At 67.7% G+C, this 25,436-nt stretch carries 21 protein-coding genes and 1 tRNA gene; 16 read left to right on the top strand and 6 right to left on the bottom strand.

What is annotated here, in order from left to right; genetic code table 11:
* Nucleotides 1–164: 164 nt before the first annotated feature.
* Nucleotides 165–1,367, bottom strand: a complete 1,203-nt coding sequence (locus EAO27_RS08410) for a matrixin family metalloprotease (protein WP_242779536.1) — start codon at nucleotides 1,365–1,367, stop codon at nucleotides 165–167.
* A 219-nt stretch (nucleotides 1,368–1,586) separates the two neighbouring features.
* Here EAO27_RS08410 and EAO27_RS08415 point away from each other — a divergent pair.
* The 11 genes from EAO27_RS08415 to mazG all read left to right on the top strand — a co-directional run bounded on the left by EAO27_RS08415 (nucleotide 1,587) and on the right by mazG (nucleotide 11,063).
* A tRNA-Ser gene (locus EAO27_RS08415) sits at nucleotides 1,587–1,676 on the top strand.
* Between the two features lie 453 nt (nucleotides 1,677–2,129).
* Nucleotides 2,130–3,125 carry a lytic murein transglycosylase gene (locus tag EAO27_RS08420; RefSeq protein ID WP_242780522.1) on the top strand — a complete coding sequence of 332 codons (996 nt, stop codon included), beginning with the start codon at nucleotides 2,130–2,132 and terminating at the stop codon, nucleotides 3,123–3,125.
* Complete coding sequence (locus tag EAO27_RS08425) at nucleotides 3,109–4,104, top strand: septal ring lytic transglycosylase RlpA family protein (RefSeq protein ID WP_242779538.1); 996 nt, start codon at nucleotides 3,109–3,111, stop codon at nucleotides 4,102–4,104. Before EAO27_RS08420 ends, EAO27_RS08425 begins: the two co-directional genes overlap by 17 nt.
* 7 nt (nucleotides 4,105–4,111) lie before the next feature.
* Nucleotides 4,112–5,047 (top strand): D-alanyl-D-alanine carboxypeptidase family protein, encoded by a 936-nt coding sequence (locus tag EAO27_RS08430; RefSeq protein WP_242779540.1) that lies wholly within the window; start codon nucleotides 4,112–4,114, stop codon nucleotides 5,045–5,047.
* Nucleotides 5,044–5,667 carry a dTMP kinase gene (tmk, locus tag EAO27_RS08435; protein WP_242779542.1) on the top strand — a complete coding sequence of 208 codons (624 nt, stop codon included), beginning with the start codon at nucleotides 5,044–5,046 and terminating at the stop codon, nucleotides 5,665–5,667. The genes EAO27_RS08430 and tmk overlap by 4 nt, the downstream gene beginning before the upstream one ends.
* Nucleotides 5,658–6,641, top strand: a complete 984-nt coding sequence (locus tag EAO27_RS08440; protein WP_242779544.1) for a DNA polymerase III subunit delta' — start codon at nucleotides 5,658–5,660, stop codon at nucleotides 6,639–6,641. Before tmk ends, EAO27_RS08440 begins: the two co-directional genes overlap by 10 nt.
* 74 nt (nucleotides 6,642–6,715) lie before the next feature.
* Nucleotides 6,716–8,311 carry a methionine--tRNA ligase gene (metG, locus tag EAO27_RS08445; protein ID WP_242779546.1) on the top strand — a complete coding sequence of 532 codons (1,596 nt, stop codon included), beginning with the start codon at nucleotides 6,716–6,718 and terminating at the stop codon, nucleotides 8,309–8,311.
* Nucleotides 8,311–9,087, top strand: a complete 777-nt coding sequence (locus EAO27_RS08450) for a TatD family hydrolase (RefSeq protein ID WP_242779548.1) — start codon at nucleotides 8,311–8,313, stop codon at nucleotides 9,085–9,087. The genes metG and EAO27_RS08450 overlap by 1 nt, the downstream gene beginning before the upstream one ends.
* Before the next feature lie 121 nt (nucleotides 9,088–9,208).
* Complete coding sequence (locus EAO27_RS08455; RefSeq protein ID WP_242779550.1) at nucleotides 9,209–9,973, top strand: MBL fold metallo-hydrolase; 765 nt, start codon at nucleotides 9,209–9,211, stop codon at nucleotides 9,971–9,973.
* The gene (locus EAO27_RS08460; protein ID WP_242779552.1) at nucleotides 9,970–10,146 is read left to right on the top strand and encodes a hypothetical protein; all 177 of its coding nucleotides are present in this window, start codon (nucleotides 9,970–9,972) and stop codon (nucleotides 10,144–10,146) included. Before EAO27_RS08455 ends, EAO27_RS08460 begins: the two co-directional genes overlap by 4 nt.
* Before the next feature lie 107 nt (nucleotides 10,147–10,253).
* Entirely contained in the window at nucleotides 10,254–11,063 is an 810-nt protein-coding gene (gene mazG, locus EAO27_RS08465; RefSeq protein WP_278190146.1) for a nucleoside triphosphate pyrophosphohydrolase, read from the top strand.
* 132 nt (nucleotides 11,064–11,195) lie between these two features.
* Here mazG and hflX read toward each other — a convergent pair whose 3' ends face one another.
* The 4 genes from hflX to EAO27_RS08485 are packed head-to-tail and all read right to left on the bottom strand — an operon-like array spanning nucleotide 11,196 to nucleotide 16,819.
* The gene (gene hflX / locus EAO27_RS08470) at nucleotides 11,196–12,488 is read right to left on the bottom strand and encodes a GTPase HflX (RefSeq protein ID WP_242779556.1); all 1,293 of its coding nucleotides are present in this window, start codon (nucleotides 12,486–12,488) and stop codon (nucleotides 11,196–11,198) included.
* A gap of 56 nt (nucleotides 12,489–12,544) precedes the next feature.
* Nucleotides 12,545–13,102: an RNA chaperone Hfq gene (hfq, locus tag EAO27_RS08475; protein ID WP_278190147.1), complete on the bottom strand. Its 558-nt coding sequence runs from the start codon at nucleotides 13,100–13,102 to the stop codon at nucleotides 12,545–12,547.
* Nucleotides 13,103–13,157: 55 nt separating this feature from the next.
* The gene (locus EAO27_RS08480) at nucleotides 13,158–14,537 is read right to left on the bottom strand and encodes a sigma-54 dependent transcriptional regulator (RefSeq protein ID WP_242779560.1); all 1,380 of its coding nucleotides are present in this window, start codon (nucleotides 14,535–14,537) and stop codon (nucleotides 13,158–13,160) included.
* Nucleotides 14,537–16,819 carry an ATP-binding protein gene (locus EAO27_RS08485; protein WP_242779562.1) on the bottom strand — a complete coding sequence of 761 codons (2,283 nt, stop codon included), beginning with the start codon at nucleotides 16,817–16,819 and terminating at the stop codon, nucleotides 14,537–14,539. Before EAO27_RS08485 ends, EAO27_RS08480 begins: the two co-directional genes overlap by 1 nt.
* A gap of 909 nt (nucleotides 16,820–17,728) precedes the next feature.
* Here EAO27_RS08485 and moaC point away from each other — a divergent pair.
* From moaC to lexA, 3 genes are all read left to right on the top strand, one after another.
* Nucleotides 17,729–18,202 carry a cyclic pyranopterin monophosphate synthase MoaC gene (gene moaC / locus EAO27_RS08490; RefSeq protein ID WP_242779564.1) on the top strand — a complete coding sequence of 158 codons (474 nt, stop codon included), beginning with the start codon at nucleotides 17,729–17,731 and terminating at the stop codon, nucleotides 18,200–18,202.
* Complete coding sequence (locus tag EAO27_RS08495) at nucleotides 18,199–19,389, top strand: molybdopterin molybdotransferase MoeA (protein WP_242779566.1); 1,191 nt, start codon at nucleotides 18,199–18,201, stop codon at nucleotides 19,387–19,389. Before moaC ends, EAO27_RS08495 begins: the two co-directional genes overlap by 4 nt.
* A 65-nt stretch (nucleotides 19,390–19,454) precedes the next feature.
* Complete coding sequence (gene lexA / locus EAO27_RS08500; protein ID WP_242779568.1) at nucleotides 19,455–20,147, top strand: transcriptional repressor LexA; 693 nt, start codon at nucleotides 19,455–19,457, stop codon at nucleotides 20,145–20,147.
* On the opposite strand, the gene EAO27_RS08505 is transcribed toward lexA, so the two are convergent.
* Nucleotides 20,101–22,248: a ComEC/Rec2 family competence protein gene (locus EAO27_RS08505; protein ID WP_242779570.1), complete on the bottom strand. Its 2,148-nt coding sequence runs from the start codon at nucleotides 22,246–22,248 to the stop codon at nucleotides 20,101–20,103. The two genes, lexA and EAO27_RS08505, sit on opposite strands and share 47 nt — an antisense overlap.
* Before the next feature lie 91 nt (nucleotides 22,249–22,339).
* Here EAO27_RS08505 and gltX point away from each other — a divergent pair, with 91 nt between their 5' ends.
* Together gltX and EAO27_RS08515 are read left to right on the top strand one after the other, a co-directional pair.
* Nucleotides 22,340–23,773: a glutamate--tRNA ligase gene (gene gltX / locus EAO27_RS08510; RefSeq protein WP_242780523.1), complete on the top strand. Its 1,434-nt coding sequence runs from the start codon at nucleotides 22,340–22,342 to the stop codon at nucleotides 23,771–23,773.
* Between the two features lie 38 nt (nucleotides 23,774–23,811).
* Nucleotides 23,812–25,095: a citrate synthase gene (locus EAO27_RS08515; RefSeq protein WP_242779572.1), complete on the top strand. Its 1,284-nt coding sequence runs from the start codon at nucleotides 23,812–23,814 to the stop codon at nucleotides 25,093–25,095.
* Nucleotides 25,096–25,436: the final 341 nt, after the last annotated feature.

Consider the following 25,436-nt stretch of genomic DNA (forward strand, 5'->3'; position numbering starts at 1 on the left):
CCGCGAATCGCGCATGCAGTCGTTGCGACCCAAGGGCAGGGCGGCCCCGAAAAGCCGTCCTGTTCATTGAAGTCCGCCGGCCCCCGCCGGCGGACTTCCTTTTTATCTGCGGGCCGGAAAAGGCGCCAACCGCCGAGCCGTCCGGCGTCTCCCGTCGCTCGCCGTCATTTGGGCTCGATCCGGACCAAAATCCCCTCGACGCGCCGGCTCTGACCGCGCGTCCCGCAAAAATTGCCTCCAGTCATCAGCGGCGTATCGCCGATCCCCTGAAGATGCGCGAGGTAGAAGAGATTGTAGTTCCCGGCGGCGCTCCCGGTGAGTTCGATCGTGAATCCTTCGAGCCGGCGATGCTGTCCGCGCGTCCCGACGAAATTTCCCTCAGGGACCATGGGCGTGTCGCCGATACCCTCCAAATGCGCCATATATTGCAGCGACAGGTTCGGCACGGGCGTCGCAATCTCGATCTGGAATCCTTCGAGGCGCCGATATTCGCCGCGCGTCCCGATGAACTCGCTTTCGCGGCCCATCCTGTCGCCATGGCCTTCGAGGTGCGCGCGCACGCGCAGCGCGGGGCCGGGTTTCCCGTAAAGCGACTGGATTCCGGCGACATCGTCGGTCGACAGCACCCGCCTTTGCCCCGCATAGCCCGGCACCATCACCGAGTTGGCGCCGTTCGAATGCGCAAGCCCCAGCAGATGTCCGATTTCGTGCACCGCGACGGTTTCGAGGTCGAAGCTTCCCGCGCCATGCGCCAGCCCCCAATTCTCGCCCTCGTCGAAGTGGCAGTGACCGGCAAAGCTGCCCCCGCAACTCGGCGGATAGAAGGCATGCGCAAGGATCGCGCCGGGTCCGTCGAACGAAGCGCCGTCGCCGTGATTGCCCGTCGCCCAGCCGATCTTGAGGTCCGCGGCATTGGTCGGACCGACCTCGACGAAATCGACCGGGATCACCTTCGCCCATGTGGCGAAAGCGCGCCGCACGGCGTCGCGTTCGGCATCGCCCGGCAGGTCGGGCGTGCTGTTGTCAAAGCGATAGGTCAGGGTCCGGTGCCTGGCGTGATAATCGCAGCCGATCGGCACGTAGGGCGCGGGCTTCGCCACGCCGCCGCCCGGTCCCCCGTCGGGAACCCCGCACCGCGGCATCGTCAGCGCGGCGCGGGTCGGGGCATCGATCGAACCACTGGCCTCGATCCCGAACATTTCCTGGAACCGGGCGAGCGCCGCCGAAGTCACGAGGTCGAGAATGCCCCCTGCCGGTGTGTCCTCCCGAAGATAGCCAAAGACCTGCAGATAGGCGCGGACCTTGCCCAGATCCGGATATTCCTGCCCCAGCGACGCGTCCGCCTGAACGAGTTGGAACTCGGCCATATGCCCCTCCGTCATATCGTGAAGAAGCCGACGATAACGGTCTCGGGGATCGGCGTGCGCCAAACCTTATCCGTTTTGGACCGATGCCAGCGCGGTGCCCGCGTGAGGCAGGGCGCCGGCAGAACGACCCGAACGGATTCGCCGCCCGGCCTGCGGGTTCATCGTCCCCATTCAGGTTTCGCTTGCCGCGAAGCGCCCGCGCGCTATGGCGCAAGCACCGGACAGGTGGCCGAGTGGTTTAAGGCAGCGGTCTTGAAAACCGCCGTGGGTGCAAGCTCACCGTGGGTTCGAATCCCACCCTGTCCGCCATCGACGCCCCGGACGTGATCCGGGATGGCGACGCGATGAAGCCAAACGACCGATCGCGGACTTCAATATCCCCCGTGTCGCGAAGCGATGGGAAGGCGCGCGCCCGTAGGGCGTGGTGGAGGGGGCATGACGTCGCGCTGTCAACCACCCGTCGGCGCTTCGTGCTGCCACCTCTCCAGGTCTGCGGCACGGGCGGGATCAGAATATCCGATCATCACTCCAAACCGCGATCCGCTCTCACCCCGTTCGAGGCAGGCGGCCGCGAGCCTGGCGCCCGCTTCGCCGGCGCCACTCCATCCGCCGCGCATATGAGTCGCTTCGTCCCTCGCCCCTCTGGTTATTCAGGATGCATGTGTGCCAGATCATGCCTATGGGGTGGCTATGATGCGCACGAAAACTTTTGGAATCGGACGGTTTCTCTCGGTCGCGGCGGTCGTCGCCTCGGCGTGGTCGATGGCGGCTTCGGCGCCGCTGCACGCGCAGAGCGGCGGCGATGCGGGCTTCGACGCCTATGTCCAGTCGCTGTGGCCCAAGGCGCAGGCGCAGGGGGTGTCGCGCGCGACCTTTGACCGCGTCGCGACGGGGCTGCGCTACAATGCGCGCGTCGTCGCGCTCGATCGCGACAATCTGGGCAGTCCGCCGAACCCGAACACTCCGATCCCGGCCTTTGCGCCCTATCGCGTCAAGCATGTCGACGCCGCGCGGATCGGCGGCGGGCGCCGCGTCCACGACCGGCTGCTGCCGCTGCTGTCGCGCATCGAACAGCGCACCGGGGTGCCGACCAGCATCATGATCGCCATCTACGGCCACGAAACCGCCTATGGGCAGGTCACCGGCAGTTTCGACCTGCCCGAGGCGCTCGCGACGCTGGCCTATGAAGGCCGCCGCCGCAGCCTGTTCGAACCCGAACTGATCGCGACGATGGTGATGGTCGAACAGGGGGTTCCGCGCCAGGTGCTCAAGGGCAGCTGGGCGGGCGCCTTCGGCTATCCGCAATTCCTGCCCTCGGTCTATCTGCGCGTCGCCGAGGACGGCGACGGCGACGGGGTCGCGCGCATCTGGTCGAGCGAGGCCGATGCGATCGAATCGATCGGTTCCTACCTCCGCAACGCCGGCTGGCGCGCCGGCCAGCCGTGGGGCGTCGCGGTGCGCGTTCCCGACGGTTTCAACCGCGCGCGCTATGCCAACAGGCTCCAGCCGACGCGCTGCCCGCGCGTGTTCGACCGCCACAGCCGCTGGCGCTCGATGGCCGAATGGCGCGCCGACGGCATCACCCCCGTCGGGGGGCGCTGGCCCGGCGACCATGTCCAGGCAACACTGCTCGAACCCGACGGCTCCGGAAAAACGGCCTATTTGCTCACCGGCAACTATCGTGCGATACTCGATTACAATTGTTCCAATTTTTACGCACTGTCTGTGGGGTTGCTGGCGGATGAAATCGATAGGTAGGGGAGGCGTGCTGCTCGCGGGGGCGATGCTCGCGCTGGGCGGCTGCGGCAGTGTCGACGGCAAGCGCAATTCGGTCCCCGGCGCGGCGCCCGGCGCCACCCCGGCAGCGCCCGCGACGGTCGACGGTCCGGCCAGGCTCGGCGCGCCTTTCACCGTCAGCGGCGTGACCTATACCCCCGCCGATATCGCCGATTATGACGATGTCGGTTATGCGAGCTGGTACGGCGACGAGGCGGCCGGATCGCCGACCGCGACCGGCGAGCCCTTCGATCCCGACGCGATCACCGCCGCGCACAAGACGCTGCCGCTGCCGAGCTATGTCGAGGTCACCGCGCTCGACACCGGACGCACGATCCTCGTGCGGGTCAACGACCGCGGCCCGATGGCGAACGACCGGCTGATCGACCTGTCGCGCGGCGCGGCGCAGCAACTCGGGCTCCAGGGCGGCATCGCCGCGGTGCGCGTGCGCCGGACCAACCCGCCGATGGGCGAAAAGGCGCAACTGCGCAGCGGCAAGCCGGTGGCCGAGCGGTTGCCGACCCCCGACGCCCTGCTCGTTCTGCTGCGCGGCAAGCTCAAGGATATGCCGGTACCCGCGGGCGTCGCCGCGCCGACCGCCAGCAAGCCGACCCCCTCGGCCCCGGCGCCGGGCGGCGACCGTTTCATCGTCGAGGGCCCGGGCGCGAAGACCCCGGCGCCGCCGAAACCCGCGGAAACGAGGCCCGCGCCCTCCAAGCCGCCTGCGGCGGCGAAGCCCGCGCCAGCGACGAGCGGCAGCTATGTCGTCCAGATCGCGGCCTTCAGCGGGGAGGCGCGCGCGAAGGCTGCGGCCAGGTCGGTCGGCGGGACGGTGAGCAAGGCGGGCAATCTCTGGCGCGTGCGCATGGGCCCCTATGCCAGCGAAACCGAGGCACTCGGCGCGGCAGGCCGCGCGAAGGCCAAGGGCTTCCGCGACGCGCGGGTCATGCGCGATCGCTGACCGCCCGATGATGGGTCGCATCCACAGCAAGCGAGCGGGCGCGGCAATTCTGGCCGGGCTGGCGCTCGCGCTGGCGTCGCCGGTCGCGGCGGCGCCGTCGGCGCCCAAGGCCGCGCCTCCCGCGGCACAGGCTTCGGCCGCCTTCGTACCGCAGGCGCCGATCGTCATGCTCAAGGATCTCGATTCGGGCGCAATCCTCTTTTCGCGCGGCGCCGACCAGCGTTTCGCGCCCGCCTCGATGACCAAGGTGATGACCGCCTATGTCGTGCTCGACCTGATCAAGGCGGGCAGGCTGGCGCGCGACACCAAATTCACCGTCGGCGAGGCCGAATGGAAGAAATGGCGCGCGGGCAGGGGCGGATCGTCGATGTTCCTCGCGCCGGGCGAAAAGGTCAGCGTCGACGATCTGCTCAAGGGGCTGATCACCGTTTCGGGCAATGACGCCGCCGCGGTTCTCGCGGTCGGAATCGATGGAAGCGAAAAGGATTTCGTCAAGCGAATGAACGATATGGCATCGTCTCTTGGCATGAAGTCGAGCCGATTCGGCACCCCCAGCGGCTGGCCCGACGGCGGGGTAACAAAGGTATCTGCCGCCGATCTGGTGACGCTCGCGGACCGGCTGATCCGCGATCATCCGCAGGGCTATGCGCGCTATTTCGCGATCCCCAGCCTCCAGCACGGCAAGTCGCCCGACGGCAAGCCGATCGTCCAGGCGAACCGCAACCCCATCCTCGGCCGCTTCGACGGCGCCGACGGGCTCAAGACCGGGCACACGTCGGAGGCGGGCTACTGCTTCCTCGGCTCGGCGAAGCGCGACGGGCGCCGGCTGGTGATGGTCGTCGCGGGCATGGCGAGCGAAAAGGCACGCCGCGACGAAGCCACAAGGCTGATGGACTGGGGCTTCGCGCAGGCGCCGCAGCGCGGGCGCGCCGGCGGACGATGAGCGCGCGCTTCATCACGCTCGAGGGCGGCGAGGGGGTCGGCAAGTCGACCCAGATCCGCGCGCTCGCCGCCGCGCTCGCCGCGCGGGGTCTTGACGTCGTCGTCACGCGCGAACCCGGCGGCAGCCCGGGCGCCGAGGCGATCCGCGCGTTGCTGATGGAGGGCAGCGACGACCGCTGGGGGGCGCGCAGCGAGGCTTTGCTCTTCGCCGCCGCGCGCGCCGACCATGTCGCGCGCACCATCCGCCCGGCGCTCGCCCGCGGCGCGTGGGTGCTCTGCGACCGTTTCGTCGACTCGTCGCGCGCCTATCAGGGCGCCGGCGGCGGGCTCACCGACGCCGACATCCTCGACCTCCACCGCATCGGGTCCGAAGGCCTGCTTCCCGACCGCAGCTTCCTGCTCACCCTCGGCGCCGGCGAGGCGGCGCGGCGCCTCGCGGTGCGCGACGCCGCGGGCGCCGACCGCATGGGCAGCAAGCCCGCCGACTATCAGGCACGCCTCGCCGCGCGTTTCGCCGAAATCGCCGCCGCCGAGCCCGCCCGCTGGCGCATCGTCGACGCGGGGGGTACGCCCGACGCCGTGACGTCGGCGCTCCTCGCCGGGCTTTCATCATGGCTCTGATCGGGCACCAGGCCCCCGAAGAGGCCTTCCTCGAAGCCTGGGGGGCGGGACGGCTCCACCACGCCTGGCTGCTCGCGGGGCCGCAGGGCATGGGCAAGGCGGCCTTCGCCGCGCGCGCCGCGCGGTTCCTCGTCACCCACGGCAAGGGCGGCGAGGGGCGCAGCGTCGCGCTCGACGATGTCGGCGACAGCGCCGCCGACCGGCTCGTCGCCGCGGGCAACCATCCCGAAATCCTCGCGCTGACGCGCCAGCCCAAGGACAAGGGCAAGGAACTCGCGCGCAACATCACGATCGACCAGATCCGCGGGTTGATCCGCCGCCTCCACTTCTCGCTGTCGCTTGGCCACTGGCGCGTGATCATCGTCGACGCGATCGACGACCTCGAGACCGACGCCGCCAACGCGCTGCTCAAGACGCTCGAGGAACCGCCCGCGCAGACGGTCTTCATCCTCATCAGTCACTCGCCGGGGCGGCTGCTGCCGACGATCCGTTCGCGATGCAGGACGCTGCGTTTTCAACCGGTTGAGCGTGACGTCATGGCGGCGTGGCTGCACGAGCTGCGCCCGATGACCGAGATGGCGGAGGTGCGCGCGACCGTCGCCGCATCGGGCGGCGTGCCCGGCAAGGCGCTCGCGCTCATCGACAGCGACATTGCGGCGATGGAGAAGAAGTTGCGCGCGATCGCCGTTTCGGGCGACCCCGGAAACCGGCTGCGCGAGGCGCTGGCGCGCGAGGTCGGCGGCACCGCCAACCGCGCCCGGCTCGAGCTCGTGATCGACATTGTGCCCGGCCTGCTCGCCGATCTCGCGCGCGAGCGTCCGGTCGCCGCGATCGCTCCCGTGCTCGCGCAATGGGACCGCATCCAGCGCACCGTCCGCGATGCGATCCGCGGATCGTACGACGGCGCGATGGTCGGCTTCGAGATCGGCAACTGCCTCGCCGAACTGGCGCCGCGCGGCGCCGCGGCCCGCTAGGCGTCCGCAGCCCCGCCTCCGCGGCGGACGACGACATGCTTTCCCTCGCGCCCCGCACCCGCTAAGGCGCGGCGATGTCCGATACCAAGACCCCTTTCTACATCACCACCGCGATCAGCTACCCCAACGGGCGCCCGCACATCGGCCACGCCTATGAGGCGATCGCCACCGACGCGATGGCGCGCTTCCAGCGCGCGCGCGGCCGCGACGTGCGGCTGACCACCGGCACCGACGAGCACGGCCTGAAAATGTATCAGACCGCGCGCGACCAGGGCCGGCCCACGATCGAACTCGCCGACGAAATGTCCGGATATTTCCGTGAGATGTACAGCAAACTGAATATCAGTTTCGATCATTTCATGCGCACCTCGGACCCCGCGCACCACGCCGCGTCGCAGGCGCTGTGGCGCGCGATGGAGGCCAATGGCGATCTCTATCTCGACCGCTACGAGGGCTGGTATTCGGTCCGCGACGAGGCCTTTTACGACGAAAGCGAACTGACGCAGGGAGAGGGGGAGGCGAAGCTCTCGCCGCAAGGGACCCCGGTCGAATGGACCGTCGAGGAAAGCTGGTTCTTCCGCCTGTCCAGCTATCAGGACAAATTGCTCGCGCTCTACAACGACAATCCCGACTTCATCCGCCCCGAAAGCCGCCGCAACGAGGTGCTGCGCTTCGTCGAGGGCGGGCTCAAGGATCTCAGCGTCTCGCGCACCAGCTTCGACTGGGGCGTGCCGGTGCCGGACTCGCCCGGCCATGTGATGTATGTCTGGGTCGATGCGCTCACCACCTATATGTCGGCGCTGGGCTATCCCGATACCGACGGCGAATGGGGCAAATTCTGGCCCGCCGATATTCATATGATCGGCAAGGATATCGTTCGTTTTCATACGGTTTACTGGCCGGCCTTCCTGATGAGCGCCAACCTGCCGCTACCGAAACAGGTCTTCGGCCATGGCTTCCTGCTCAACCGCGGCGAGAAGATGTCGAAGTCGCTCGGCAATGTCGTCGATCCGATGACGCTCGCCGACCGCTTCGGGGTCGACGCGCTGCGCTATTATCTGCTGCGCGAAGTCAGCTTCGGGCAGGATGGCAGCTATTCGGCCGAGGCGATCGTGCGCACCGCCAATGCCGACCTCGCGAACAGCTTCGGCAATCTTGCACAGCGCAGCTTGTCGATGATTTTCAAGAATTTGGACGGCGTTATTGCCGCGGACTATGCACCATCACAGGATGATGCCGACCTGCTCGCCGATCTCCGCGCGATGGCGACCGAGCGCCTGCCGCGCGAATTCGAGCAGCTGGCCTTCTCGGTCGGTATCGAGGACTGGATCCGGGCGGTGTTCGCCTGCAACCAATATGTCGACACGCAGGCGCCGTGGGCGCTGCGCAAGACCGATCCCGAGCGCATGCGCGCGGTGCTGATGACATTGTTCCAGGCTGTCCGGACGCTCGCGATCGCGATCCGCCCCGTTGTGCCGGCGGCGGCCGACAAATTGCTCGACCAGATGGGCATCGCCGACGACGCGCGCGATGCCGCCGCGCTCGCCGACACCGAATGGTTCGCACGGCTTGCCGCGACGGGCTTCACTGTCGGCCAGCCCGTCCCGATCTTCCCCCGCCTCGAACTGCCCGAGGGCGCCGACGAAAATGGGGGGGAAGGGGAGGCGTAATGCTCGTCGATTCGCACTGCCACCTCAATTACAAGGGGCTCGCCGAGCAGCAGGGCGAAGTGCTGGCGCGCGCGCGCGACCGCGGCGTGACCGCGATGCTCAACATCGCGACGCGCGAAAGCGAGTGGGACGATGTGCTCGCCGCGGCCGAGGCGCATGAAGACGTCTGGGCCAGCGTGGGCATCCATCCGCACGATGCCGACAACCATCCCGACGTCGATACCGCCAAGCTGATCGAGCGCTCCGCGCACCCGCGCGTCATCGGCATCGGCGAGACCGGGCTCGACTATTATTACGACAAGAGCGATCGCGTGCGGCAGCAGGACAGCTTCCGCCGCCATATCCACGCATCGCAGCAAACCGGGCTTCCCGTCATCGTCCACACGCGCGATGCCGAGGCGGGCACCCTCGCGCTGCTCGGCGAGGAGATGGGCAGGGCGGTCTTCCCCGGCGTGATCCACTGCTTCACCGCCAGCGACGATTTTGCGCGGGCCGCGCTCGACCTCGGCCTCTATATCTCGATCTCGGGCATCGTGACCTTCCGGAACGCCGCCGAACTTCAGGCGACCGCCAAATGGCTGCCGCAGGACCGGCTGCTGGTCGAAACCGACGCCCCCTTCCTCGCCCCCGTCCCGCACCGCGGCAAGACCGGCGAACCCGCTTTCGTAGCCGACACGCTGGCGTTCCTTGCCGACCTGCGCGGCGAAGACCGCGACGCGCTGGGGCAGGCGACAAGCGCCAATTTCTATGCGCTTTTCAACAAGGCGACACCATGACGTCACACAGGTTTTGGTGTCCTTTCAATATTATAGCCCTGAATCTGGCGAAGGGTTCTTCTCGGCAAGGCGTCCTTCGACAGGCCCGGGGCTTCGGCTCCGGCTTTCCGGGCAGCGCATCATGAAGGTCCGCATCCTCGGCAGCGGCACGTCGTCGGGCGTGCCGCGGCTCGGCAACGACTGGGGCCAGTGCGACCCCGACAACCCGCGCAACCTGCGCAGCCGTGCCTCGATCCTCGTCTCGCTCGGCGGTTTCCGCATCCTCGTCGATACCAGCCCCGACATGCGGCTCCAGCTTCTGGCCGCGGAGGTGGGCGAGGTCGATGCCGTCATCTGGACGCACGAACATGCCGATCACACCCACGGGCTCGACGACCTGCGCCAGGTGATGCACCTGCGCGGCTCGCCGGTGCCCTGCTACGCGCGCGACCATGTGCTCGATATCCTGAAATGGCGCTTTACCTATGCCTTTGCGGGCAATGCTGGCTATCCGGCGTCGGTCGATCCGGTCGACCTGATGGATCATCAATCGATCGGCCCGATCGAGGTGTCGGCGATCGAGATGCCGCACGGCCCGATCAAGGCCAGCGGACTCATCTTCAGCGACGGTTCGAACAAGATTGGCTATGCCACTGATTTTGCAAAGTTCACCGACGAAATGGTCGATTTCTTCCAGGGCGTCGACCTGTTCGTGATCGACGCGCTGCGCCGTTATCCGCATCCGACGCATCCGCATCTGGCGATGACGCTCGAAGCGCTGGCCAAGGTCGGCCATCCGCGCGCGATCATCACGCATATGGACAATACGATGGATTACGACGACCTTGCGGCCGAGTTGCCGCCGGGCGTCGAGCCCGGCTATGACGGGCTGGAGGTGCAATTGTGAACGGCGACATGGCGGTCAATCTGATCTGGTTCGTGGGGGCGTTCACGCTGGTCTTGAGCGGCTTGCTCGTCCGGCGACTGCCGGCGGCGGACTGGGTCAAGATGGCGCTCGCATGGATCGCGATCTTTGCGCTGGTGTTTCTGGTCGTGCGGACGTGGCAGGCGGTGACCTGAAACGAACGGCGTTCGGCGCCGCGGCGCGGCGGTGAATACCGAAGGGGGCATTCATTCCTCGCCGGATATCAGTAAATTTAACATAATATATATTATCGGATAAATCTATGCCAGCAGAGACACCCGCTTCCCCGGCATCCCTCCCTGCAACCCCGATCGACCGTCTGCTTGGCGTCATGGCGCGGCTGCGCGACCCCGACGGCGGCTGCGAATGGGATCTTGCGCAGGATTTCGCGACGATCGCGCCCTATACGATCGAGGAAGCCTATGAAGTCGCCGACGCGATCGCCGGCGGCAACCCCGCCGCCATCTGCGACGAACTCGGCGATCTCCTGCTCCAGGTCGTGTTCCACAGCCAGATTGCGACCGACGACGGGCTCTTCACCTTCGACGATGTCGCCACGGCGATTTCGGACAAGATGGAACGCCGCCATCCGCACATCTTCGGCGCCGACGGCGCGGGCGACGTCACGGCGTCGGCGGTGCGCAAACAATGGGAGGCGATCAAGGCCGACGAACGCGCCGCCGACGGTCCCAAGGGCGCCCTCGACGGCGTCGCGCTGTCGCTGCCCGCGCTGCTTCGCGCGCAAAAGCTCCAGTCGCGCGCCGCGCGCGTCGGTTTCGACTGGCCCGATGTTGCGGGACCGCGTGACAAGATCGACGAGGAACTCGCCGAAGTCGCCGACGCGCCGGGCGATGCCGAACGCCACGAAGAGGTCGGCGACCTGCTTTTCGCGGTGGTCAACTACGCGCGCAAGCTCGGGGTCGATGCCGAAGATGCACTGCGCGACGCCAATCTCAAGTTCGCGCGGCGCTTTGCCGCCATGGAAGCGCAGGCGGGCGGCAGTCTCGCGGGGCTCGACCTCGAAACGCAGGAAGCGCATTGGCAGGCGGTGAAGGTGGCGGAGCGCGGCTGAGCAAGAGGCGCCGGCAAACGCGACGCGCACACATGGAACCGTAGCCCTGAGCCTGTCGAAGGGCGCTTCCCGGACAGGCCGGGCTACGACGAAATATCCATCTGCCAGACAGGACCGATGGAGGTCCGCGCCCTATGCTTGGCTCGTCCCGGTCGGAAACAACCGCGCGAACCGCGCCGTATCCGCCGGATCGAGCCGCACGGTCAGCACATGTCCCTCGCCCTCGGGTTCGTCGTCCAGCACCTCGCCGCGTGCATGAAGCCACGCCGCCGCTTCGCCCTGCTCATATCCCAGGTAGATGCGCTGCAACTTGTGCCGCGCGGTCAACTGCGTCGCCATCAGCACGCGCGCCGCGTCGACGCCCTCGCCGCTCACCGCCGATATGACCGCGACGTCACCGCGCCGCGCCGCCATGTCCTCGATGACACCGCGCGTCTCGGCGTCGGCGGTGTCAATCTTGTTCCAGATCTCGATCTGCGGGATCATATCGGGAGCATCATCCTCCCCTTCCCCGCCGTCCTGCGGCCCGTTCACCCCCAGCGAATTGAGGATGGCGACAACATCGGCATATTGCGCATCGCTGTCGGGGTGGACGATGTCGCGGACATGCACGATCAGGTCGGCAGTGGTGACCTCCTCCAGCGTCGCGCGGAACGCCGCGACCAGTTCGGTCGGCAGGTCGGATACGAAGCCCACCGTGTCGGACAGGATCGCCTTGTCGATCCCGGGCAACCGGATTTCGCGCATCGTCGGGTCGAGCGTCGCGAACAGCATATCTTCCGCCATGACGTCACTTCCGGTCAGGCGATTGAAAAACGTCGATTTTCCGGCGTTGGTATAACCCACGAGCGCGACCACGGGCCACGGCGCGCGCTGGCGCTTCGACCGCTGCAACTGCCGCGTCCGCCGCGCCTCCTCGAGCTGTTTGCGAATACGCGCCATGCGATTGCGGATCATCCGGCGGTCGGCCTCGATCTGCGTTTCGCCGGGGCCGCCGAGAAAGCCGAAGCCGCCGCGCTGGCGCTCGAGGTGGGTCCAGCTGCGGACCAGCCGCCCCGCCTGATAGTCGAGATGCGCCAGTTCAACCTGCAGCCGCCCCTCGGCCGTCGCGGCGCGTTCGCCGAATATTTCGAGAATTAATCCTGTTCGATCAATGACTTTTATGCCGAAGGCGGTTTCCAGGTTGCGCTGCTGGATCGCCGTCAGCGCCGCATCGACGATGACGAGCTGTGCGGCACCTTCGCCGACTTCGGCCTTGATCGTCTCGATCTGCCCGACGCCGATCAGCGTCGCCGCGCGCGTCTGCCGCAGCCGCAGCGGATAGGTCGCGACGACCTCCAGCCCGATCGCGACGGCGAGCCCCTTCGCCTCCTCGACGCGCGCGCCAAGGTCGCGCGACAGCCGCTGGCCGTGCCATTCGGGCACGACCAGAACCGCCGCAGCGCCGCGGCTGACCTCATTGGCTTCGGCGACGATATCGATCAGACGTCGCCTTCGGGCTCGCTGTCGGTCAGGTTGATCGGGCCGTTCGGCTGAACGGTCGAAATCGCATGCTTGTAGACGAGCTGCACCTGCCGCTCGCGTTCGAGCAGCATGCAGAACAGGTCGAAAGCGACGATGTCGCCCTGCAGCATCACGCCGTTGACGAGGAACATCGTCACCGACTCGTCCGACCGCCGCACCGCGTTCAGGAACACGTCCTGCAACGCCTTGCCCTTGCTCGCCGGCGCCTCGCGCAGATTGTCGCCGAGCAGCGACAGGTCGAAATCATGCGACGGCATGACTGTCGAGATCGCGTGCTTGTACACGAGCTGCGACTGGCCGTCGCGGCGCAGCAGCAGCGAAAAATTGTCGAACCAGGTGATGATCCCCTGCAATTTGACGCCCTTGACGAGGAACATCGTCACCGGTGTCTTGCTGCGACGCAGAGCGTTGAGGAAGAGATCCTGGAGATTCTGGTTTTTATCGGACACATTGGCCTCCTGTTCTTGGCGGCAAACACCGCTGGACGGCTCGTTGGGGCCGCCACCTTTCGCCATGGCGAGCGATATATGCGGCAAAGCGCGGCGCAGGTCTAGCGCAAAGCCGCCTGCCTCAGCCCTCGCCGTCGGGATTATCGGTCAAACCCAAAAGCTTCAGCTTCCGGTGCAGCGCCGAACGCTCCATGCCGATGAAGGTCGCGGTGCGCGAGATATTGCCCGAGAAGCGGTTGATCTGGATGCGCAGATATTCGCGCTCGAAATTCTCGCGCGCTTCCTTGAGCGGGATCGCGGTGATCGATTCGGCGTTGGGCAATATGTCGGTGCCGCCGCGCACCAGTTCGGCGGGCAGCATGTCGGCGTCGATCCGCCCGAGCCGGTCGCTCGGCGCGAGGATCATCACGCGCTCGATGACGTTGCGCAGCTCGCGCACGTTCCCCGGCCAGTCGTGCGCCTGCAGCGCTGCCATCGCTTCGGGGCTGATTTCGGGCGGCGGCGCATGGCGGTCGGCGGCGTAGCGGCTGACGAAATGCTCGCACAGCGAGGCGATGTCGTCGCGGCGTTCGCGCAGCGCGGGGATGTGCACCGGCACGACGTTGAGCCGGTAATAGAGGTCCTCGCGGAACCGTCCCTCGGCGATCTCGGTCATCAGGTCGCGCGCCGATCCGGAGATGATACGCACGTCGACGCGGATCATCGTCCGCCCGCCGACACGGGTGAAGCTCTGATCGGTGAGCACGCGCAGGATCTTGCCCTGCGTGGTCAGCGGCATGTCGGCGACCTCGTCGAGGAACAGCGTGCCGCCATGCGCCTGTTCGAGCAGCCCGACGCGGATCGTCCCGTCATCGACTTCGGCCCCGAACAGCTCGGCCTCGACCGTCTCGGGGTCCATGCGCGCCGACGATATGACGCGGAACGGCGCGGTGTGGCGCCCGCTCCAGCCATGCAGGACGCGCGCCGCGACTTCCTTGCCGACCCCCGCCGACCCGGTGATCAGCACGCGGCTGCCGGTGCCGGCGACGCGCTTGAGCGTCGCGCGGACATTGTTGATCGCGGCGCTGGTCCCGGTCAGCTCGTCGGCGGGTCCGGCGCGTTCGCGCAGCCGCTCATATTCGAACTTCAGCCGCTCGCTTTCGGTCGCGCGCGCGACGAGATGGAGCAGGCGCTCGGCCTCGAAGGGCTTTTCGATGAAGTCGAACGCGCCGCGGCGGATCGCCGCGACCGCGGTGTCGAGCCCGCCGTGCCCCGAAATGACGATGATCGGCAACGTCGGGTCGAACGCCTTGATCGCCTCGACCAGTCCGAGCCCGTCGAGCCGCGAACCCTGCAGCCAGACGTCGATCAGCGCGAGCGACGGCCGCCGCTGGCGGATCGCTTCGAGCGCGGCGTCGCTGTCCGAAGCGGTGCGCGCTTCATAACCTTCGTCTTCCATCACACCGGCGACGAGGTCGCAGATGTCGCGTTCGTCATCGACGATCAATATGTCGAGCGCCATCAGTCTTCTCTGTCCTTGCGGTTGCGGATTCGCCCCGGAACCGATTCCATTTGCCCCGCCGCCGCATCATTTCCCTGCCCGGCCAGCGGGCGCAGCCGGTCGGGGTGGAGCGTCAGCGTGACGCGGGTCCCCTGCCCCGCCGGATTGTCAGCAAAGTCGAGCTCGCCATAATGCTGCTCGACGATCTTCTTGACGATCGCGAGCCCCAGCCCGGTGCCGCCCTGCCGCGTCGTCATATAGGGTTCGGCGATCGTCTCGCGCGCCTCGGGGAGGCCGATGCCGTCGTCGGTGATCAGGATCGCAACCTCGCGCTCGCTGCGGACGTCAACCACCGCGCGAATATGGCCAAGTGGCGACGATTCCGATCTTTTCGATTTTTCTTCAATCGCTTCTACCGCATTCTTGACGATGTTCGTCAATGCCTGCGACAGCAGGCGCCGGTCGCAGACGAGGGGTTCGATTTCCTCGGGAACCTCGACGCTGAAAACGATGTCGGGCTTGGCGACCTCGAACAGGAACACCGCCTGCCTGACGATGTCGCGAAGATCCTCGACGCCGAAGGTCGGCTTGGGCATGCGCGCGAAGCTCGAAAACTCGTCGACCATGCGGCGCATGTCGTGGACCTGGCGGATGACCGTGTCAGTCAGCTTGCGGAAGGTCGCCTGATCGCCCTCGACCTTGTCGCCGAAGCGGCGCTGCAGGCGCTCGGCGGCGAGCTGGATCGGGGTCAGCGGATTTTTGATCTCGTGCGCGATGCGGCGCGCGACGTCGGACCAGGCCGCGCGGCGCTGATCGAGCAGTTGCTGGGTGATATCCTCGAAACTGAGCACGAAACCGTCGCCCTGCGCGACCGCCTTCGCCGCCAGCGTCGCGGGTTCGGCGTGCTGCCGCGCGAGTTGCACGACGCCCTCGCGCTCGTCGCCGGTGATCAGCTGCGCAAGTTCGGGCGCGACCTCGGCGAGCGGCTGCCCGGTCAGTTCTTCGGCCTTGATGCCGATCAGCCGCTCGGCGGCCGCATTGGCGAGCAGGATGCGATGTCCGGCGTCGACCGAAACCACCGCCGACGAGACGCCGCTGAGCACCGCCTCGATGAAGCTGCGCCGGGCCTCGATCTGCTCGTTGGCGCTGACCAGCGCCCCCGTCTGCCCCTGGATCTGCTCGGTCATGCGGTTGAAAGCGCGCGTCAGGACCGAAATTTCGTCGTCGTGCGCGGTCGGCGTCACGCGCACCGACAAGTCGCCCTCGGCGGCCGTCTGCGTCGCACCGACGAGCGTGCCGAGCGGACGAACGATACGGTCGGCGACGAGGATCGCCGCGACCACCGCGAGCGCGAGTAGCAGCAGCGAACCGAGATAGAGCGCGCCGTTGAACTGCAGCTGGAGCTGCTGCGAGCGCGCGAACAGCGCGTTATAGTCGGCGAGCACCGTGCCCGCGCGCACCGACTGCTGGAAACCCGGGACGTTGAAATCGCGCGACGCGTAGAGATAGGCGCGGCGGGTCCCGGGCAATTTGGTCGCGGCCTCGATCCGGTCCGACTGGCGGACGACGACGACTTCCTCGCCGGCGTCGAGGCGCGTGACCATCGCAGGCTGGAGGCGGTTCTCGGCGGCGCGATTGTCGGGATCGATCGCCGCCGCGGTCCGCGCCACGCCGTCGGCCCCGATTTCGATGATCGCCGATTCATTGAGGTTCCGGACGACCACCTGCTGGAGGTAGAAGCTCGAAAAATCGGGCGCATCGGTCCGCACGCGTTCGAGCACATTGCCGAGGTCGGTCGCCATTGCGACGGTGTTCGCCGCGACCTCGCGCTGATTCTCCTGGTAATAGCCTTCGGCAAGCCCCGCGGCATTTTCGAACATGCCGCGCGACCGGTCGGAAAACCAGAAATCGACGCCGAACTGGAACAGCAGCGACGCGAAGATCACCACCAGCAAGGTCGGCGTCGCGGCGATCAGCGAAAAGAGCGCGACGAGCCGGACGTGCAGGCGACCGCTGCCCCCCGCCATCGAGCGCATCGCGCGCGCGCGCGCCACGCGGCTGCCGATCAGCACGATCAGCGCCATCGCGGGCACCAGATTGACCACCATGATCGCGGCGACGAGCGCGGGCGTGAGCAGCCGCTCGCTCTGCGCGTCGCCGGTGACATAGATATAGGTCGCGATGCCGACGCTGATGATCACCGCGAGCGCGTAATATTCGGGCGCGGCAAACTCCCACGCCCTCGCGCGCGGGGCCGGTTGACCGGATTCGCCGTCGCTTGCCAAGGGAACGCTGGTCGCCATTGTTGCCTTGCTACGACAATCCTGTTGCATAGAGAACACACAAAGTGCGCGATGAACACAGTTCGCCGCGAAAACGGCTTCGGCGAGATGGGTTCCGGGCGTGTTACGCGTGCAAATCCGGTATCACCCCGGGTCGACCGGACGCCACGTCGGCCTCCCATCGAACGCGCAATCGCTCGCTTCGGGTCATCGCCCGCCATGCTATTTGCGAAAGACCGGAATGGGGTGGAAAGCGGCCATTCTTCTCCCCTCCCGCAGGCGGGAGGGGCCGGGGGTGGGCCAGCAACGGTGCGATGCCCACCCCGCTGCGACTAGGAAACAAGTTTCCAAGTCTCGCTACCCCTCCCGCCTGCGGGAGGGGGAATCAGATCAATCCTTAGGCGTCAGCAATCGGTCGCTTTCTGCCAATCTTCCGTGTCGCGTAGCGATGGGGAGGGGGACCGCTGCCGCAGGCGGTGGTGGAGGGGCCGCAACGCTGCGTCCTTCGCCCCTCCGTCAGCGCGGCGCGCTGCCACCTCCCCATGGCCTGCGGCCACAGGGAGGATCACCGATGTCCGCAACCGGTCGAAAGCGGTCATTCATGCCAATCCAGATCGAATGACCGGAAATGACCGAATCCAGCCCTCCGTGAACCCCGGCGAAAGCCGGGGTTCATTGCAGAAAAAACGCCGGGTTCGTGCCGGCATTCTGGGCCCCGGCTTTCGCCGGGGTGCACATCATCCAACGCCCGCAACCGGCCGCAAGCCGCCGATCAAGGTGGTGAACCGCGGTGAACCACCATGCGTCGCAGAGCCAGCCTCGCTCCTCCCACCGACACGGGGCGGGAGAGGACGATGATGAGACCGTTTTCGGTGATGCCGCACCGATCGCCCTTGCCTTTCGCATCCCGCCTTGCTTCGCTGGCGGACGATGGCAAAGACCCCGACTCATCTCGACGACACCGGCGCTGCGCATATGGTCGATGTCGGCGCCAAGCCCGCGACCGCGCGCCGCGCCGTCGCGGCGGGGCGCATCACCATGTCGGCCGAGGCGCTCGATGCGATCCGGGCCGGCAACGCCCCCAAGGGCGATGTGCTGTCGACCGCGCGCATCGCCGGGATCATGGCCGCAAAGCGCACGTCCGACCTTGTCCCGCTGTGCCACCCGCTCGCGCTCAGCAAGGTCGGAATCGATTTTACCTGGCTCGACGACGGGATCGGCGTCACCGCGACCGCCGCGACCACGGGCCCGACGGGGGTCGAGATGGAAGCGCTCACCGCCGCCTCGGTCACGCTGCTCACGCTCTATGACATGGCGAAGGCGCTCGACCGCGCGATGGTGATCGAGGGACTTCGCCTGCTCGAAAAGAGCGGCGGGCGTTCGGGCGACTGGCGCGCCGCATGAGCGCATGGCTGCCGGTCGAAGAGGCGCAGACGCGGCTGCTCGCGCTCCGCCCCCCACTGCTACCAGAAAATGTCGATTGTTCCAAAGCGTTTGGCCGCTATCTTTCAGGCGATATCGCGGCAGGGCGCGACCAGCCCGCCGCGGCGCTGTCGGCGATGGACGGCTATGCGATCCGCTTCGACGACCTGCCCGGCCCATGGGCGATTGCGGGTGAGATTCCCGCAGGCGCGGTGCCGCATCAACCGCTCGCTCCGGGCGCGGCGATGCGCATCTTCACCGGCGCCCTGCTCCCCGACGGCGCCGATACCGTGGTGATCCAAGAGGATGTCGCCGCCGACGGCGCGACATTGAGGCTGACCTGCGACGGCCCCGCCACCCGCGGCCAGCATGTTCGCGGCCGCGCGGGTGATTTCGCCGCGGGCACGCCGCTCCTGTCCGCCGGCACGCGCATTACCCCCGGCGCGATCGCCGCGGCGATCATGGGCGGCGCGGCGCAGATCGCGGTGGGGACCTGCCCGCGCGTCGCGATCCTCACCACCGGCGACGAACTCGTGCCGCCGGGGCGTCCCCTCGCCCCCGGGCAGATCCCCGACAGCAACGGCGCGATGCTCGCCGCGATGCTCGCCGGCGCGCCCGCCGTGGTCACGCCGCCGCTCCACGTCGGCGACGATCGCCGCGTCATGGCCCGGGTTCTGGGGGATCTGGCGCGCCATCATGACGTCATCGTCACCGTCGGCGGTGCGTCGGTCGGCGATCACGACCATGTCCGCGGCGCGCTCGACGACGCCGGGGGACGGCTCGACTTCTGGAAGATCGCGATGCGTCCGGGCAAACCGCTGATCGCGGGCACGATCGGCGACGCCCTGCTGCTCGGGCTTCCGGGCAATCCCTCGTCGGCTTTCGTTACGGCGACGCTGTTCCTGCTCCCGCTCGTCCGCCACCTCGCGGGCGCGCGCGACCCGCTGCCGGTCATCCGCCACGCGCCGCTCGCCGCCGCGCTAGGTCCGGGCGGCGGGCGGCGCGACTATCTGCGCGCCCGCCTCGCCGGCGGGATGCTCGAGCTTCTGGACAGCCAGGACAGCGGGCAGACGCGGCCGCTCGTCGCTGCCACCGCGCTGGTTCTTCGCGAAATCGGTGCCGCGCCGCGCGCCGCGGGTGATCTCGCGGCCTACATCGACATCGCTTGACAAGTTCCGCTCTGTTCCACTATCGTTCCCCTTATGTCCGATGCCGGCATCATGGAGAACGCCCGATGTTGACCGCCAAGCAGCATGAACTGCTTCACTTCATCCAGCAAAAGCTCGACGCGAGCGGCATTTCGCCGTCGTTCGAGGAGATGAAGGAAGCCCTCGGCCTCAAATCCAAATCGGGAATCCATCGTCTTATCAGTGCCTTGGAAGAACGCGGCTTCCTTCGCCGCCTCCCCAACCGCGCGCGCGCGCTCGAAGTGGTCAAGCTGCCCGAGGGTGGCAAGACCGCCCATGCCGCCGTGCGCAACGATAGCGACAATGTCGTGCCACTGCGCAAGCCCGCCCCGCAGCTCAAACCGATCGCCGCGAACGACGTGATCGAGGTGCCGCTGCACGGCAAGATCGCCGCGGGTGTGCCGATCGAGGCGTTCGAGGATCACAATAATCTCGCGGTGCCCGCGGCACTGCTCGGTTCGGGTGAGCATTATGCGCTCGAAGTGTCGGGCGATTCGATGGTCGAGGCGGGGATTTTCGACGGCGACTATGCCCTGATCCAGAAAGCGAGCACCGCGCGCGAGGGCGACATCGTCGTCGCGCTCGTCGACGGGCAGGATGCGACACTCAAATATTTCCGTCGCGAAGGTCGGATGATCCGGCTCGACCCGGCGAACAGTGCCTATGAACCGCAGCGCTACGAAGCCGAACGCGTCATCGTCCAAGGGCGGCTGTCGGGACTGCTTCGTCGTTACCACTGACCTGCGGCGGGCGCCGCCACGGATGCGCGTCGCCCGGGTCCAGTGCGCCGACGGCGCGCGGGCGCTGGCCCAGGTAGAGCGCCAGCCCGCCGGTCTGCGGCAGTGTGTCGCGATCGATCGTCAGCCAGCGGCCGGCGCATTCGCGCGGCAGCCAGCGCTCGCTGATCACCACGTCGGCGGCGGCGCAGGCCGCGGCCATGTCGGCTCCCTCGATGCGGTCGCGTCCGCGCGCGGCAAGGATGATCCGCCCGCGCTGTGTCCAGCGGCAGAAATCGCGGTTGCACGCGACATGGTCGAGATCGGCCAGCGCGACGAGCGGCGCGTCGATCCCCGCCGCCTCGGCCAGCGCATCGCGCGCATAGTCGCCGGCGCGGTCGCGCAGCAGGGCGTAGCTGCCGTCGGGGAGCGCCGCGGCGATATGACGTCCGTCGCCGGTGACCAGCAGGTCGGGACGCGGCTGGACGAGCAGCACCGCCATCCCCGCGATCAGCGGCACGAGCCCCGCCCGGCGCCAGCGCGTCTGCCAGAGCAGCATCCATAGTCCGCCGAACACCGCAAGCGCGAAACCCCACGCGGGAAACCGCGGCAGCGTCGCGACTGCGCCCGGGGCGTCCGCGACGCGGTGCGCGAGCGCGATCAGGCCGTGCAGCGCCTGTTCGGCGACCCACCAGAAGGGCGCCCCCAGCCCGACAGCATCGAAGATCAGGCCGAGCGCCTCCGCGGGCATGATCACAAAGGTCGTCAGCGGGATTGCGACGACATTGGCCAGCGCGCCGTAGAGCCCGGCCTTGTGGAAATGGAAGAGCGCGATCGGCGCCAGCGCCACCTCGACCACGAGTCCGGTGATCAGCAGCCCTGCGATCGCGCGCGCCAGCCGGAGGGGCCAGGGCTCGTCGCGCCGCATCAGAAAGCCGCGCATCGCGCGCGCCTGGTGCAGCGCGATGATCGCGGTGACCGCGGCGAAGCTCAGCTGGAAGCTCGGCCCTGCGAGCGCCTCGGGGCGCCAGACGAGCACGAGCAGCGCCCCCGCCGCGACGAGCCGCAGCGTCAGCGCCTCGCGCCCGAGCAGAAAGGCGACGAGCACGAGCAGCGCCGCGATGAACGAGCGCAGCGTCGGCACCTCGCCACCCGCGAGCAGCGTATAGCCGCCGCCCGCCAGCGCGGCGAACGCGGCAGCGAGCGGCAGTACGAGCCCCCTGAGCGCGAGCCAGCGGCTGAACGCGAGCAGCCGCATCGCGAGCAGCATCGCGAAACCGACCACCGCGGTGACGTGCAGCCCGCTGATCGACAGGAGGTGCGCGAGCCCGCTGCGCCGCATCGCTTCCTCGTCGGCGGGGTCGATCGCGCCGCGGTCGCCGGTGACGAGCGCCGCCGCGATGCCCCCCGCCGACCCGTCGACGCGGCCGTGGATATGCCCGGTCAGTCGCGCGCGCAGCGGCGGCGCCCCGCGCCCCGCCTCCGGCGCACGGCCGATCGTACCGAGCACGGTGCCGACCGCGCCGAGCCGGTCGAACCACGCCCGCTGGGCAAAATCATAGCCCCCCGGCAGGCTGGCGGTCGGCGGTGGCATCAGCCGTGCGCGCAGCCCGACCCGTTCGCCCGGCGCCACATCGCCCGCTTGCCCTATGGTCGCGGTAAGGCGCAGCCGCGGCGGCAGGTCGGTGCGCGCCAGCGGCAGGGCGATCAGCCGCACCTGCTCGCGCGCCGGCAACGCCTCGACGCGCTCGACGCGCGCCGAAAATTCGGTGGTCAGCGGCTGGACAAGCACCGGCGCGGCGACCCACAGCGCGCGTACCCAGATCAGCAGCAACCCCGTCGCGGCGACCGCGCAACCGATCGCGACCGTACGGCCCAGCCGCCGCCGCCAGCCGAGCAGCCACCCGGCGAGCATGCCCGCGCCGAGGAGGAACAGCGCGCCGGTCCAGTGCCATGCGGTCGGCAGCGCGAACCACGCCGCGATCCCCGCGCCCAGCGCGACGGGCAACCAGAGCGCGATCCGTTCGCGCTCGGCATCGAGCCGGGTTTCGAGCCAGTCGGCGCACCGCCGCAGCGCCGCGGCGATGCCGGTCGCAATGGGCGTTTGAAGCGGCCTTGTCGCCATGCTAGGGGCACCCCCGAACCCCGCCCCGGCCTCCCTGCCGGGGCCGGCAAAGTGAGTGAAAGAGGCCTTGGTGGCAACCGAAAATCAAGCAATCGCAGGCGAAGCGACCGGCGCCGACGTGGTGACGCGTTTCGCGCCCTCGCCCACCGGATATCTCCATATCGGCGGCGCGCGCACCGCGCTGTTCAACTGGCTGTTCGCGCGCCATCATGGCGGCAAGTTCCTGCTCCGGATCGAGGACACCGACCGTGCACGCTCGACCGACGCCGCGATCGACGCGATCCTCGACGGCATGCGCTGGCTCGACCTCGATTGGGACGGCGACACCGTGTACCAGTTCGCGCGCGCCGACCGTCACGCCGCGGTTGCGAACGAGCTGCTCGCGAAGGGCGAAGCCTATCGCTGCTATCTGACGCAGGACGAGCTTGCCGCGATGCGCGCCGAGGCACAGGAAAAGCGCCTGCCCTTCCGCGTCCGCAGCCCCTGGCGCGACCGCACCGACGGCGATCCCGCCGCGCCGCACGTCATCCGCCTGCGCGCGCCGCAGGAGGGCGCAGTGACCATCGCCGACAAGGTGCAGGGTGACGTCACCGTCCAGAACGCCGAACTCGACGACTTCATCCTGCTGCGCAGCGACGGCACCCCGACCTACATGCTCAGCGTCGTTGTCGACGACAACGACATGGGGGTGACGCACGTCATCCGCGGCGACGACCATCTCAACAACGCCTTTCGCCAGCTCGGGCTGATCCGCGCGATGGGCTGGCGCGAGCCCGTCTATGCGCACGTCCCGCTGATCCACGGCGCCGACGGCGCCAAGCTGTCGAAACGCCATGGTGCGCTCGGGGTCGACGCCTATCGCGACGAAATGGGCTATCTGCCCGAGGCGGTGAACAATTACCTCCTCCGCCTCGGCTGGGGGCATGGCGACGACGAGATCATCAGCCGCACGCAGGCGATCGAGTGGTTCGGGCTCGACAATGTCGGCCGTTCGCCGTCGCGCTTCGATTTCAAGAAGCTTGAGAATCTCAACGGCCATTATCTGCGCGAGGCCGACGATGTCCGACTCGCCGCGATCGTCGCTCCAATGGTCGCGAAGCTGATCGGGCGTGACGTCACGCCCGCCGAAAAGGATCTGCTCGCGGCGGCGATGCCCGCGCTCAAGCCGCGCGCCAAGACGCTGCACGAGATCGCCGACGGCGCGACCTTCCTCTTCGTTCCCGACCCGCTGGTGATGGACGAAAAGGCGGCGCAGGTGCTAAGGGATGCGCCGGAGGGATTGCTCGCGTCGGTCACCGACCGCTTGCGGGCCCTGCCGACATGGTCGCAGGAAACGGTGGAGGCCGCGGTTCGCGAGGAAAGCGAAGCGGCCGGCGTCGGGCTCGGGAAACTGGCCCAGCCGCTGCGGGCGGCCCTGACCGGGCGCACCGTATCGCCGGGAATTTTCGACGTATTGCTGCTGCTCGGCCGCGATACCAGCCTGGCGCGACTTGACGCAGCGCACAATTATCCGGCAGGGGCCTGAGCACCAAAGGCTCCCGCCGTCAGTACAGGGGAAGAAGCATGACCGAGACCGCAAAAATCACCCTGGGCGACACGACCGTCGACAATCCGGTGCTCAAGGGCACGGTCGGCCCCGATGTCGTCGATATCCGCAAATTCTATGCCCAGACCGGGGCCTTTACCTACGATCCGGGCTTCACCTCGACCGCGAGCTGCGAATCGCAGCTGACCTATATCGACGGCGACGAAGGCGTCCTGCTCCACCGCGGTTACGCGATCGGCGACCTCGCCGAACATTCGAGCTTCATGGAAGTCTGCCATCTGCTGCTCAACGGTGAACTGCCGAGCGCCGACGAACTGGCCACGTTCGAAAACACGATCACCCGCCACACGATGCTGAACGAACAGCTCGCGACCTTCTACCGCGGGTTCCGCCGCGACGCGCATCCGATGGCGGTGATGTGCGGCGTCGTCGGCGCGCTCAGCGCCTTCTATCCCGATTCGACCGAAATCCACGATCCGCGCCAGCGCATGATCGCCAGCCACCGGCTGATCGCGAAAATGCCGACGATCGCGGCGATGGCGTATAAATATTCGGTCGGCCAGCCCTTCGTCTATCCCGACAACAACCTCAGCTACACCGGCAATTTCCTCCGCATGACCTTCAGCGTCCCTGCCGAGGAATATGAGGTCAACCCGGTCGTCGAGCGCGCGCTCGACCGCATCTTCATCCTCCACGCCGATCATGAGCAGAACGCGTCGACCTCGACCGTCCGCCTCGCCGGTTCGTCGGGCGCCAATCCGTTCGCGTGCATCGCGGCGGGCATCGCCTGCCTGTGGGGTCCGGCGCATGGCGGCGCGAACGAGGCCGCGCTCAACATGCTGCGCGAAATCGGCCGCCCCGAGCGCATTCCCGAATATATCGCGCGCGCCAAGGACAAGGACGATCCGTTCCGCCTGATGGGCTTCGGCCACCGCGTCTATAAGAACTATGATCCGCGCGCGACCGTGATGCAGAAAACCGTGCGCGAAGTGTTCGACGCGCTCAAGGTCAACGACCCGGTGTTCGAAGTCGCGCTGCAGCTCGAGGAAATGGCGCTCAACGATCCCTATTTCATCGAAAAGAAGCTGTTCCCGAACGTCGATTTCTATTCGGGCGTCATCCTGTCGGCGATCGGTTTCCCGACGACGATGTTCACCGCACTCTTCGCGCTCGCCCGCACCGTCGGCTGGGTCGCGCAGTGGAACGAAATGATCTCGGACCCCGCGCAGAAGATCGGCCGCCCGCGCCAGCTCTACACCGGCCCGACGCAGCGGCCCTATGTTCCGGTCGGCCAGCGCTGATCCGGCGAAAGACGAAAACGAGAAAGGGGCCGGTTTCCGGCCCCTTTTTTGTGCGTGATGGCGATGGCCGATAACGACGGGTTGCGGACATCGGAAATCCTCCCTGTGGCCGCAGGCCATGGGGAGGGGGACCGCTCGCGCAGCGAGTGGTGGAGGGGCCGCAAGGCCGCGCGACACCTGACGGCGTCGGCCCCTCCGTCAGCGCTTCGCGCTGCCACCTCCCCATCGCTGCGCGACAGGGAGGATTTGGACATCCGCCAACGGCCGTTAGTCGCCGATAGAGATGCGCACCCCGGCGAAAGCCGGGGCCCAGAATGCCGACACGAACCCGGCGTGTTTCT

Source organism: Sphingopyxis sp. YF1, from assembly GCF_022701295.1.
Lineage (GTDB): Bacteria > Pseudomonadota > Alphaproteobacteria > Sphingomonadales > Sphingomonadaceae > Sphingopyxis.